Origin of the sequence: Streptomyces hyderabadensis (assembly GCF_020404845.1) — a bacterium.
In the GTDB taxonomy this organism is placed as follows: domain Bacteria; phylum Actinomycetota; class Actinomycetes; order Streptomycetales; family Streptomycetaceae; genus Streptomyces; species Streptomyces hyderabadensis.
This window is the reverse complement of record NZ_JAIOJZ010000105.1, coordinates 1-11989: the sequence shown is the minus strand read 5'-3', so window position 1 is coordinate 11989 and position 11989 is coordinate 1. Positions and strand designations below refer to the sequence as shown.

Below are 11989 nucleotides of genomic sequence, written 5' to 3'. Positions count from 1 at the left end.
TGCGCCAGGCGCTGATCGAGGCCGTGACCGGCGGGCTGCCGTACATGGGGGCCAGCGCCGGGACCAACATGGCGGCGCCCTCGCTGCGCACCACCAACGACATGCCGATCGTCCAGCCGCCGTCCTTCGAGACGCTCGGGCTGGTGCCGTTCCAGATCAATCCGCACTACCTCGACCCGGACCCCGGCTCGACGCACAAGGGCGAGACGCGCGAGGAGCGGCTGAGGGAGTTCCTGGAGGAGAACGACGTGCCCGTGCTGGGCCTGCGGGAGGGTTCCTGGCTGCGGGTGGCGGGCGAGCGGGCCGTGCTCGGCGGTGAGCGCGACGCCCGGCTGTTCCGGCGGGGTGCCGAGCCGCGCGAGCTGGCGGTGGGCTCGGATCTGTCCGGACTGCTCGGCGTGCGGGGCGAGTTCGACACCCGCTCCTGAGCGCACGCGGCGACGCCGGAGGCCCGTGCGGGTCTCCGGCGTCGCCGTTGTGCACCGGTCAGCGCTTGATCTCCTTGATCTTCAGCATGCGCGTGATGACCTTGTCCAGTTCCTCGTCGTCGAAGACCTTCTTCCAGTCCTCGCGCACGATGGACTCACGGCCGTAGTCCATGGCGATCAGGCAGGCGTCCGAGAACGGGTTGGAGCCCTTCAGGGTGTTGGCGAGGGCGACCTGGGTGTGGCCGAGCAGCATCGCGCGGGCGGCCTTCTCGGGGACGCCGACGGTGTGGACGGTCTCGTGCAGGGCCTCGGTGAGCAGGGCGCCGACCATGCAGGCGATGGTCTCGACGAGGGTGGGCTCCAGTACGGCGAGCTGCTTGACGGTGACCCAGTGGACGTCGACGACCGGGGCGTACATGACCCGGATGACGGAGTCGGCGAGTTCCTGCTTGGCCGCGTCCCCGCCCTCGTAGGCGGCGACGACCTCCTGCGGGGCGGCGATGCCGCCGAAGGTGTCCTGCCACTCCTCCTTGGTGGTGCGCTCCAGGAACACCGAGGGGTGGCAGGGGTGGGCGCAGGCGTAGTGGATGTCCTCGCGGGCGAGGAGCAGTCCGGCGTAGGCGGCGGCCGGGTCGAGGGTGAGGACGACGGTGCCCGGCTTCATCAGCGGCACGAGTTCCTCGGAGACCTTGCCGAGGACCACGTCGGGCACCGCGAGGATGACGACGTCCGCCTCGGCCGCGGCGGCGGCGGACTCGGTCAGCTCGCGGCCCAGGCCGCGGATCAGCTCCTGCCCCTGGGGCGAGGCCTCGCTGAAGAGGACCCGGAAGTCGCTGTCGACCAGGTTGTTGGAGACACGCTGGCCCATCTTGCCGGCGGCCCCGATGACGGCGACGGTCGTGACGTCGGCGCGGGTCTGGATCTCGGTGGCCATTACTTGCTCCTCAGGAGGGTGTTGATGCTGTGCTGCGTCCACTGGTGTTCGAGCCGGGCGGTGGCCTCGAAGCCCTCGTCCTGCCACGGGAGCCAGTGCTCCACGATCTGGTTGATGCCGCGTTCCTCGGGACGTGCGGCGGCGATCATGCCGTCGTAGTCGAGGAGTCCCTCGCCGAGCGGGCAGCCGGCGTAGGTGAAGCCGACCCAGCCGTCCCGGCGGGTGAAGGCGAAGTCCTTGACGTGGATGTTGACCGTGTAGGGCGCGCAGGCGGCCACGACGTCGGCGGGGCGTTCCAGGCGGGCGACGCTGTTGCCGGGGTCGAGGACGATGCCGAGGTGCGGATCGTCGACGGCGCGGACGACGCTCACGAGGTCGTCGGTGGCGACCTGCTCGTAGGTCTCCAGGCCGAGCGTGACGCCCGCCTCGGCGTAGCGCGGCACGGCCTCCTTCAGGAGGGTCACCGCCTCGGTGGTGTCCGGTCGGTGGTCGGCCGTGTTGAGCATGGAACGGACCAGGGTCACGCCCAGTTCGCCCGCCAGGTCGAGGTAGGCGAGCAGGTGGGCGGGGCGGATGCCGCGGGTGCCGAGTTCGAGGGTCAGACCGAGGTCGGCGGCGGTGTCGCGGAGGTCGGCGAGGTGCGCGCGGTCGTAGGTCTCGACCGGCGCGTAGTCGCAGATCTGGAACACCCGGCCGCCCAGTTCCGCCGTGTCGCGGAGCATCTCCGGCAGACCCATCGGCTCGGGGGCGCGGGCCGAGAGACGCCAGAAGTAGGCGTAGGTGCTGATGCCGTACGCCATCACGCCACCGCCGCCGGGGCCGGGGAGCGGATCTCGTCGAGGATCGCCTCGACGTTCGCCGGGTCGTGGGCGAAGCGGCCGAGGAACAGGCCCTCGGCGGTGCCGGCCAGTCGGGTCAGCAGGCCGGGGCCCGCGCTGCCGCCGTAGATGACGGTGGAACCGGCGTGGCGGGGCCGGGTGTCGAGCCAGCCGCGCAGGGCGGTGCACACGGTCGCGATGTGGTCGGCCGAGGCGGGCTCGGGGGCGCCGATGGCCCACTGCGGCTCGTAGGCGAGGACGACCGCGCCCTCCAGGCCGCCGAGCAGCCGCTGCGCCTCGGCGAGAGTGCGGGCCGCGGCGTCGGCGGGGTCGGCCTCGTCGCGTTCGCCGACGCACAGGACGGGGGTGAGGCCGTTGCGCAGGGCGGCGGCGGTCTTGGCGGCGACGACGGTGTCGCCCTCGCCGTACAGGCGGCGGCGCTCGGCGTGGCCGACCTCGGCGTAGCGGCAGCCGATCTCCCTGAGGACCGGGCCGCTCACCTCGCCGGTGTAGGGGCCGCTGTCCTCGGTGGCGATGTCCTGGGCGCCCAGCGCGACGCCGTAGGGGGCGAGGATGCCGGTGGCGGGGACCAGGGCCGGGAAGGCGGGGAGGACGAAGAGGCGGGCGGCGCCGGAGGTGACGGCGGGGTGCCGTCCGGCGAGGGCCGCGATCCTGCGGGACCAGTTGAGCGTCTGGTGGTGGCCGAAGTACATCTTGAGGCTCACCCCCAGCAGCACGGGTGACGGTGCGGGCGAGGACATCAGGCGGCCGCCCCGTCGTCGGCGGCGCTCGCGGCGGCCGTGCTCGGCGCGCCGGCGCTCTCGTAGTCGCTCATCAGCTGGACCTTGGCGGCCGATGCCGAGCTGTCGTCGAAGCGGTAGGTCAGCCACTCGGCGGCCAGGCGGCGGGCGAGTTCGAGGCCGACGACGCGCTGGCCGAAGGTCAGGACCTGGGCGTTGTTGGAGAGGATCGCCCGCTCGACGGAGAAGGAGTCGTGGGCGGTGACGGCCCGGATGCCCTTGACCTTGTTGGCGGCGATGGCGACGCCGAGGCCGGTGCCGCACACCAGCAGGGCGCGGTCGGCCTCGCCCCGGGCGACCATCTCGGCGGCGGCGATGGCCACCTTGGGGTAGGCGGTGTGGCCGTCGGCGTCGACGCCGACGTCGGTGACCTCGGCGACCAGGGCACTGTCGCGCAGGTCCTGCTTGAGGGCTTCCTTGTACTGGTGGCCGGCGTCGTCGGAGCCGACGACGATGCGGAGCTTGTCGGTCATGGCGGCTTTCCTCAGTGGTGGTCGAGCAGTGCGCCGTGGACGGCGCGGGTGATCAGGGCGAGTGAGTGGGCGCCCGCGTCCGGGGTGCCGAGGGACTTCTCGGCGTGCGGGCGGGCCCGGCCCTTGCGGGGCAGCAGGTCCGCGGTCCCGGCGGCGGCCGCGGTGGCGGTGGTGGCGGCGCGGTCCCAGGCGCCGGTCAGCGGCAGGCCCTCGGCCGTGGCGGCGGCCAGCGCGTCGGCGAAGGGGACCAGGACGTCGACCATGGTCTTGTCGCCGACCTCCGCCCCGCCCAGCGCGCGCACGGCGGCGGACGCCTCCGTGACGCCCCCGGCGACCCGCCGCGCGTCGGGGGTGTCCTGGTCGCCGAGGGCCGTGCCCAGCGCGCGCAGGATGCTCCCCCACAGAGCGCCGGAGGTACCGCCCGCCTTGTCGGCCCAGGCGTCGGCGGCGCGGCTGAGGACGGTGCCGGCGCCCGCGCCGAGCCGGTGGGCCTCGGCGGCGGCCCGGTGGGCGGCCGTGGAGCCGCGCCGCATGCCGATGCCGTGGTCGCCGTCACCGGCCACGGCGTCGATGCGGCCCAGTTCGTCGGCGTGCGAGTCGACGACGCGGGCCACGGCGTCCAGCGCGGCCAGGACGGTGGCGGCGGCCCGGCGGGAGGCGTCCGAGGCGGCGGGCACGGCGGGGGTCGCGGGTCCGGCGTTGTCCACCGGCACGGCGGTGTCCTGGCCGTCGGCCGTCACGGGCTCCCCGTCCTGGTCCGGCCCTGGGGTGTCGAGGGCGCCCTTGCGGTAGGCGGGGGCGTCGGCCGGGGCCCGCCACAGCTCCTCAAGCCGGTCGTCCAGCCAGGTCAGGGTCAGCGAGACGCCGGCCATGTCGAAGCTGGTGACCAGCTCTCCGACCTCGGGGTCGACGATCTCCACACCGGCTTCGCCGAGGAGCGCCGCGACCTTGCGGTAGACGACGAACAGTTCCTCGTACTTGACCGAGCCGAGGCCGTTGAGGATCACGGCGGCCCGCTGTCCCGCCGGTCCCGTGAGGTCCTGTGGGAGTTCCTTCAGCAGGGTCTCGACCAGCAGCCGCGCCGCCTCGTCGGCGGTGGGCAGCGGCTCCTCGCCGATGCCGGGCTCGCCGTGGATGCCGAGGCCCACGGCCATGCGGGCCTCGGGGACGGTGAACAGGGGGTGGTCCGCGCCCGGCAGGGTGCAGCCGGAGAAGGCGATGCCGAAGGAGCGGGTGCGCCCGCCCGCCCGTTCGGCGACGCGCAGCACCTCCTCCAGGGGCAGTCCCTGCTCGGCCGCGGCCGCCGCCGCCTTGAAGACGGGCAGGTCACCGGCGATGCCGCGGCGCTTGGCTGACTCGTCGGGGCCCGCGCTGGAGATGTCGTCGGCGACGGCGAACGTCCGGGTCTCGATGCCCTCGGCGGCAAGCCGCTCGGCGGCCTGTCCGAAGTGCAGGACGTCACCGGCGTAGTTGCCGTACATCAGCAGGACTCCCCCACCGGCGTGCGCGGCGGCGGCCACGGAGTGGATCTGCCGGGCGGAGGGCGAGGCGAAGACGTTCCCGACGGCCGCGCCGTGCGCCAGACCGCGGCCGACCAGGCCGGAGAAGGCGGGGTAGTGGCCCGAGCCGCCGCCGATCACGACGGCGACCTGGCCGGCCGGGGTGGCGCCGGCCCGGACGACGCCGCCGGTGACCGGCCGGACCCAGCGCCGGTGCGCGGCGGTGAAGCCCTCCAGCGCCTCGTCGGCGAAGGCGGCCGGGTCGTTGAACAGGCGGGTCATCGCAGGGCCTCCTCGGCCTGGGGTTCGCGGGCGGGGGACGGTTCACCGGTCCGGCTGCGGGCGGCGAGCAGGATCATCAGCGCGGCGGACAGCAGCATGAAGAAGCCGACGAGGTAGAGCGGTACGTAGTAGTCGCCGCTCCAGTCCTTGAGCCAGCCGGTGATGTAGCTGGAGGCGAATCCGGCGATGTTGCCCGCGGTGTTGATCAGGGCGATGCCGGCCGCGGCGGCGGCTCCGGTCAGGAAGCGGGAGGGCACCGACCAGAAGACGGGCAGCGCGGCGAAGATGGCGCACGCGGTCACCGTGATCACGGCGACGGTGGCGGTCGGGGAGCCCATGTAGAGGGCGAGGGGGATCGACACACCGCCGACGACGGCCGGTCCGGCCACGTGCCAGGTGCGGGTGCCGTGGCGGGTGGCGTGCCGGGTCCAGAAGAAGAGGACGACGGCGGCGGGCAGGTACGGGATGGCGGTGATCCAGGCCTTGTCCATGACGCTGAACGTGGTGTCGTACTGGTCCTGGAAGCCGTTGATGATGGTCGGCAGGAAGAAGGCGAGGGCGTAGAGGCCGTAGACGAAGCCGAAGTAGACGGCGGCGAGGGTCCAGACCCGCCTGCTGCCGAAGGCCTTCTTGAGGTCGCCCTTGGCGTGCTTGCCCTCGTGGCCGGTCTTCTGCGCGTTCTCGGCGGCGAGTTCCGCGGTCAGCCAGTCGCGCTCGGCGGGGGTGAGCCACTTGGCGTCGGCGGGCTTGTCGATCAGGTAGAACCAGGCGATGACGCCCAGGACAATCGCGGGCAGCGAGACGAACAGGAACATCACCCGCCAGCCCTCCAGGCCGAACAGCCCGTGCCGGCCGATCAGCCAGCCCGCCAGCGGGGCGCCGAAGACCGTGGTCAGCGGCTGGGCGAGGTAGAACAGGCCGAGGATCTTGGTGCGGTGGCGGGAGGGCACCCACTGGCTCAGGAAGAGGATCGCGCCGGGGAAGAAGCCCGCCTCGGCGACGCCGAGCAGGAAGCGCAGCGTGTAGAGCTGGCCGCTGCTGCTGACCCAGGTGAACAGCAGGGAGACGATGCCCCAGGTCACCATGATCCTGGCCAGCCAGCGGCGGGCCCCGAAGCGGTGCAGGGCCATGTTGCTGGGGACCTCGAGCACGATGTAGCCGAGGAAGAAGATCCCGGACGCGAAGCCGAACTGGGCGGCGGTCAGGGCGAGGTCCTGTCCCATGCCGTTCGGTTCGGCGAACGAGACGGCCGTGCGGTCCAGGTAGTTCACGAAGAACATCAGCGCCACGAACGGCACGAGGCGGACTGAGACCTTCTTGATGGCAGTTCTCTCGACTGCCGCGGATGGCGCTTGGGCACCCATGGGCGACTCCTCGGCTCGCCCGGACAGCTCCGTCCGGGTTGGGTCACTCCGGGTGGGCCGCCACGGGGGCGGCCGACCGGTTCGCTTTCACGCTAAGCCTCCGATCCAAATTGGTCACCAATTTACCAGTGTGGTGAGCGTCATAGATCGACCGAAGGCCCGACTCTTGACAAACCGCACCCGAGGCGGCGATGAACTGCCTGGTCAGCGAGTCAGGCGCGGCATCTGGTTGACTGGTGACCGTGACCAGTCAGCCTGATCAGCACAGCTCCGCCGGTGCGCCCGACCTGGCGCAGCTGCTGCGCCCCGTGGTGCGCGAGTCGTCCGTCAGCGAGGTCGCCAAGCGGCTCCTCGACCACCTCTCGGCCGGCGACATCCGGCCCGGCACCCGGCTGCCCGCCGAGCGGCAGCTGGCCGAGGCCCTGGGCGTGGCGCGGTCCAGCGTCCGCGGCGCCCTGTCGGCCCTGGACGTCCTCGGAATCATCGAGATCCGCCCCGGTTCGGGGTCCTACGTGCGCGAGGGCACCTCGGAGTTCCTGCCCCGGGCGATCAACTGGGGCCTGATGCTGGGCCAGCGGCGCACGCAGGACCTGGTCGAGGTCCGCACCTACATGGAGGGCGTCTCGGCCCGGCTCGCCGCGGAGCGCGCCACGGACGCGGACGTGGCCAGGCTGGAGGAGCACCTCCAGCACATGCGCGAAGCGGGCGGGGACGTCACGGCGTTCATCGACGCCGACATCGCCTTCCACCTGGAGACGGCCCGCATCGCCCGCAACACCGTGCTCAGCGACATCCTGCACAGCATCCGGGCGCTGCTCCAGGTCTGGATGGAGCGGGTCAGCGACATCGAGGGCACCGTCAGCGGCACGTTGTGCGAGCACGACGCGGTGCTCCAGGCGATCCGGGCCCGCGATCCGGAGGCCGCGGACCGGGCGATGGCCGAGCACATGCGGATGGCCAGCGCACGGCTGCGCGCCTCGGTGGACGGCGAGGGCTGATTCCCGGCGGCACCCGCCGTGCCGCGCGGTCTGTCGGAGCCGACGCCTCGTCAATAGCCTGGAGCCGCCATGGCGTTGTCGACCGAGGAGTCCCATGTCCACCGCGCAGCAGGTCCCCGACATCCTCTCCCCCGAGTTCGCGGCGAACCCGTATCCGGCCTACCGGATGATGCGGGACAGCGCGCCCCTCATCCGGCACGAGGCCACGCAGAGCTGGATAGTCTCGCGCTACGAGGACGTGGAACGTGTCTTCAAAGACCGCGCCGGCCAGTTCACGACCGAGAACTACGACTGGCAGATCGAGCCCGTGCACGGCCGGACGATCCTCCAGCTGAGCGGCCGGGAGCACGCGGTCCGGCGTGCCCTGGTGGCCCCGGCGTTCCGCGGCGCCGACCTCCAGGAGCGGTTCCTGCCGGTGATCGAGCGCAACTCCCGTGAGCTGATCGACGCGTTCCGGCACACCGGCCGCGCCGATCTGGTCGCCGACTACGCGACCCGGTTCCCGGTCAACGTCATCGCGGACATGCTGGGTCTGGACAAGGCCGACCACGACCGGTTCCACGGCTGGTACACCTCGGTCATCGCGTTCCTCGGCAACCTCTCCGGCGACCCGGAGGTGGCCGCGGCCGGCGCACGCACCCGGGTGGAGTTCGCCGAGTACATGTTCCCGGTCATCCGGCGGCGCCGCGAGGAGCCGGGCGACGACCTGCTGTCCACGCTGTGCGCCGCGGAGGTGGACGGCGTGCGGATGAGCGACGAGGACATCAAGGCGTTCTGCAGCCTGCTGCTCGCGGCGGGCGGCGAGACCACGGACAAGGCGATCGCCGGCATCTTCGCCAACCTGCTGGCCCACCCGGAGCAGTTGGCGGCCGTGCGCGAGGACCGGAGCCTGATCCCCCGTGCCTTCGCCGAGACGCTGCGCTACACCCCGCCGGTGCACATGATCATGCGTCAGACGGCGACGGACGTCACGCTCAGCGGCGGCACCATACCCGCCGGTGCCACCGTCACCTGCCTGATAGGGGCGGCCAACCGGGACGAGAGCCGCTACCGAGACCCGGACCGCTTCGACATCATGCGCGAGGACCTCACCACCACGACCGCCTTCTCGGCCGCCGCCGACCACCTGGCCTTCGCGCTGGGCCGGCACTTCTGCGTCGGGGCGCTGCTGGCGAAGGCCGAGGTCGAGACCGGGGTCGGGCAGCTCCTGGACGCGCTGCCCGACCTGCGGACGGAGGACGGCTTCGAGGTGGTGGAGCGGGGCGTGTTCACCCGGGGCCCGCAGTCGCTGCCGGTGCGCTTCACCCCCGTGGCCTGAGCGACGGGACGGCCCTCAGGACACCGGGGTGAAGTGGGCGGGCAGGGCCGTCAGGCCCCGCATCCAGATGGACGGACGCCAGGTCAACTCCTCGGGCTCGACGGCGAGTACGAGGTCGGGGAGGCGCTCCAGCAGGGTCTCGACCGCAGTGCGGGCGATGACGTCGGCGAGCAGCGGCGCCGGGTAGGGGCAGCGGTGTTCGCCGTTGCTGAAGGACAGGTGTGCGGAGTTCTCGGCGCCGACGTGGGCCTCGGGCCACAGCTGGGGGTCGGTGTTGGCCGCGGCGAGGCCGAGCACGAGGCAGTCGCCGGCCCGGATCTGCCGGCCGCCCAGCTGGGTGTCACCCACGGCCCAGCGCCCGATGAAGTTCTGCGTGGGGGTGTCCAGCCACAGCACCTCGTTGAGGGCCTCCCCCACGCTGAGGCGGCCGCCGGAGACGTTCAGGGCGAAGCGTTCGTCGGTGAGCAGCAGGCGCAGGGTGTTGCCGATCCAGTTGGCGGTGGGCTGCTGGGCGGCGGCGATGACGGAGATCAGGTCCTGGACGATCTCCTCGTCGGTCAGTCCCGCCGGATGGGTCAGCATCCGGGAGGTGACGTCGGGTCCGGGCCGCTCGCGCTTGTGGCGGACCAGCCGGTGGATGCGCTCGCCCACGCGCGTGTACGCGGCGACCGGGTCGTCGCCCTCGGCCGCGTCCAGGGAGATGCGCAGGTCCTCGACGAGCTGCCGGGTCTCGGGTCCGCTGTGCGGCATCCCGCACATCCGTACGGCGGCGATCATCGGCAGGGGGTGCGCGTAGCCGCTCATCAGCTCGGCCCGGCCGCTGCCGGCGAAGGCGGCGATGAGGCGGTCGGCGAGCTGTCGGCAGTCCCGGGCCAGCTCGAACTGGTCGATGCCGGCCAGCGCCCGGGTGATGACGCCGGCCCGCCGCCGGTGCTCCTCCCCTTCGGTGAACAGGACGGACGGCTGATGACCGACGTAGGGCAGCAGGGGCCAGTCTGGCGGGATGGCGCCCCACTGGTTCCAGCGGCGCGAGTCCCGGGCGAACAGCTCGTCGTGGCTGGTCACATAGCTGACCTCGGGGTAGCCGAGGACCAGCCAGGCGGGGATGCCGCCGTCGAGGAGCACGGGCGCGACGGCGCCGTGTTCGGCCCGCAGCCCCCGGTACAGCTCCGAGGGCGTCTGCTGGTACTCCAGTCCGGCCAGCGGTACGGCGTCCGGGTGCGCGGGGCAGCCCGGTGCGGCGCCGGAGTGGGGTGCCGGGTCGAGATCGGTCACGAGGCGCCCTCCTGGGCCAGGGCCAGTTGGTAGAGGTGGTCCACGAGGGTGACCAGCACGTTCTTGCCCGAGGTCCGCACCCGCGCGTCGCAGTCGATCAGCGGCACGTGCTCGGGCAGCGCCAGGGCCAGCCGGATCTCGTCCAGGGAGTGCCGGGCGGTGTCGTCGTCGAAACGGTTCACGGCCACCACGAACGGGGTGCGATGGTGCTCCAGCCGGTCTATCGCGTACCAGGAGTCGTCCATGCGGCGGGTGTCGACCAGGACGACCGCGCCGAGGGTGCCGGAGAACAGCCGGTCCCACAGGAACCAGAAGCGTTCCTGGCCCGGGGCGCCGAACAGGTAGAGCACCATGCGGTCGTTGAGGCTGATCCGGCCGAAGTCGAAGGCCACCGTCGTGGTGGTCTTCGACACGACCCCGCCGGTCTCGTCGACGCCGACTCCGGCCTGGGTCATGACCTCTTCGGTGTTGAGCGGCCGGATCTCGCTCACCGAGCGGACCAGGGTGGTCTTGCCGACCCCGAAGCCGCCCACGACGACGATCTTCAGCCCGGTCTCCGCGGCGTCGGTCAGGGGCTTGCGTCCGGAGACGGCCGCGGCTCCGGGTGTCGTGGTGGCGCCGGCGGCCGTGGCCGGGCCGGGGCCCGTCCGGTCAGAGGTTGCGGAGCCCATGGAGCACCTCCTGGAGAAGGGCGGTATCGGGGTGCGACGCGGCGGTCTGGCCCAGGCGCGGGTGGCGGGCGGTGATGCTCCCGGTGGCGAGCAGGTCGCCGAGCAGGATGCGGACCACCGTGATGGGCAGGGTCAGCTCGGCCGCGATCTCGACCACGGCCGTGGGGTGGCGGCACAGTTCGAGGATGCGGACGTGCTCCGACTGCATGCCGGCCGACGGCCCGCACTCGGCGACCACCAGGGTGACCAGGTCGAACGAGTCGTCGGCGCGGCTGCGCCCGCCCGTGACCGTGTAGAGCCGGTCGGGTGCGCCGGTGTCCACGGGCCTGCGGGTCACGACGGGCTGCCGCCGGGGACGGCGTGCCGCGGCTCGGCCCTCAGGTGCTCGCCGATCTGCTCGACCAGCTCGGTCATCTGGTGGCCCACCACGCCGGGGTCGGCGTCCTCCACCGCGACGACGGCCAGGTGCGCGCCCTCGCCCGCCTCCACGATGAACAGCAGGCCCCCGTGGAACTCGGTCATGGAGTGCCGGACGCCGCCGGTTCCGTTGCCGAACTCGACCGAGGCGCCCTGGGCGAGGGCCTGGATGCCGGAGCAGATCGCGGCGAGCTGGTCGGCCCGGTCCAGGGTGAGGTGTTCGGTCCAGCAAAGTTTGAGGCCGTCGCGGGAGAGGACGAGGGCGTGACGGGTGCCCGGGGTGCGGTCCAGGAGGTTCTGCAGCAGCCAGGTGAGGCTGTTGTCGGTGGTCTGCATGATGGGTGCGGGGACGGTGGCTCCTGCTGCTGCGGTCACCGGCCCGTTCCTCCAATCTCACGAGCGACACGGGCAAGGGGGCGAGGGGGACGAGGGGCTGGGGGGCGCGGTGCGGCCGCCTAGCCGGGGGCGGGCGGTTCGGACTCCGGTGTCCGGCCGGCCGCCCCGGACCGGCGCCCGCGGTGGAAGGCGCCGAAGCTGGCCCCGGCGTCACGGGAGGCGGACGCGGCGGGGTCGGCGGGCTGCCGGTGGTGGTCGCGGCGCTCCCGCTCGGCCTCCGCCTCGGCCATCGTGCGGCCCGGGGAGCGCATGGGCAGGCCGCCCGGGGTGGCGGGCGCGGGGCCGGGCGGGGTGGCCGACGAGCAGATGAACACCG

At 72.7% G+C, this 11989-nt stretch carries 13 protein-coding genes and 1 pseudogene; 3 read left to right on the top strand and 11 right to left on the bottom strand.

Annotated features, from left to right (window positions below):
- Positions 1–428: dipeptidase PepE (gene pepE, locus K7854_RS36660; protein WP_226030884.1), on the top strand; the 428-nt coding region annotated here is incomplete at its 5' end.
- 58 nt (positions 429–486) lie between these two features.
- Here pepE and K7854_RS36655 read toward each other — a convergent pair.
- Genes K7854_RS36655 through K7854_RS36630 form a run of 6 tightly spaced genes read right to left on the bottom strand, consistent with a single transcriptional unit; the run spans position 487 to position 6598 of the window.
- Positions 487–1362, bottom strand: coding sequence for a phosphogluconate dehydrogenase C-terminal domain-containing protein (locus tag K7854_RS36655; RefSeq protein WP_226030883.1), 876 nt, complete (start codon positions 1360–1362; stop codon positions 487–489).
- Positions 1362–2162 carry a sugar phosphate isomerase/epimerase family protein gene (locus K7854_RS36650; protein WP_226030882.1) on the bottom strand — a complete coding sequence of 267 codons (801 nt, stop codon included), beginning with the start codon at positions 2160–2162 and terminating at the stop codon, positions 1362–1364. Before K7854_RS36650 ends, K7854_RS36655 begins: the two co-directional genes overlap by 1 nt.
- Complete coding sequence (locus K7854_RS36645) at positions 2162–2941, bottom strand: triose-phosphate isomerase family protein (RefSeq protein WP_226030881.1); 780 nt, start codon at positions 2939–2941, stop codon at positions 2162–2164. Before K7854_RS36645 ends, K7854_RS36650 begins: the two co-directional genes overlap by 1 nt.
- Positions 2941–3453, bottom strand: a complete 513-nt coding sequence (locus K7854_RS36640; protein ID WP_226030880.1) for a ribose-5-phosphate isomerase — start codon at positions 3451–3453, stop codon at positions 2941–2943. Before K7854_RS36640 ends, K7854_RS36645 begins: the two co-directional genes overlap by 1 nt.
- Positions 3454–3464: 11 nt before the next feature.
- On the bottom strand, positions 3465–5234 hold the full coding sequence (locus K7854_RS36635) for a dihydroxyacetone kinase family protein (protein ID WP_226030879.1): 1770 nt from the start codon (positions 5232–5234) through the stop codon (positions 3465–3467).
- Positions 5231–6598, bottom strand: a complete 1368-nt coding sequence (locus tag K7854_RS36630) for an MFS transporter (RefSeq protein WP_226030878.1) — start codon at positions 6596–6598, stop codon at positions 5231–5233. The genes K7854_RS36635 and K7854_RS36630 overlap by 4 nt, the downstream gene beginning before the upstream one ends.
- 236 nt (positions 6599–6834) lie before the next feature.
- Between K7854_RS36630 and K7854_RS36625 the strand changes: the two genes are divergently transcribed.
- Positions 6835–7596, top strand: a complete 762-nt coding sequence (locus K7854_RS36625; RefSeq protein ID WP_226030877.1) for a FadR/GntR family transcriptional regulator — start codon at positions 6835–6837, stop codon at positions 7594–7596.
- Positions 7597–7690: 94 nt separating this feature from the next.
- On the top strand, positions 7691–8914 hold the full coding sequence (locus K7854_RS36620; RefSeq protein WP_226030876.1) for a cytochrome P450: 1224 nt from the start codon (positions 7691–7693) through the stop codon (positions 8912–8914).
- 15 nt (positions 8915–8929) lie between these two features.
- Here the strand turns inward: K7854_RS36620 and K7854_RS36615 are convergent, their stop codons facing one another.
- The 5 genes and pseudogenes from K7854_RS36615 to K7854_RS36595 all read right to left on the bottom strand — a co-directional run.
- On the bottom strand, positions 8930–10189 hold the full coding sequence (locus tag K7854_RS36615; protein ID WP_226030875.1) for a cytochrome P450: 1260 nt from the start codon (positions 10187–10189) through the stop codon (positions 8930–8932).
- Positions 10186–10860, bottom strand: coding sequence for a GTP-binding protein (locus K7854_RS36610; protein ID WP_226030874.1), 675 nt, complete (start codon positions 10858–10860; stop codon positions 10186–10188). Before K7854_RS36610 ends, K7854_RS36615 begins: the two co-directional genes overlap by 4 nt.
- A complete protein-coding gene (locus K7854_RS36605) occupies positions 10841–11197 on the bottom strand; it encodes a DUF742 domain-containing protein (protein WP_226030873.1) in 357 nt (118 codons plus the stop codon). The genes K7854_RS36610 and K7854_RS36605 overlap by 20 nt, the downstream gene beginning before the upstream one ends.
- Positions 11194–11613: a roadblock/LC7 domain-containing protein gene (locus K7854_RS36600; RefSeq protein WP_030189712.1), complete on the bottom strand. Its 420-nt coding sequence runs from the start codon at positions 11611–11613 to the stop codon at positions 11194–11196. Before K7854_RS36600 ends, K7854_RS36605 begins: the two co-directional genes overlap by 4 nt.
- A 119-nt stretch (positions 11614–11732) precedes the next feature.
- Positions 11733–11989, bottom strand: a pseudogene (locus tag K7854_RS36595) (ATP-binding protein); the annotation flags it as partial.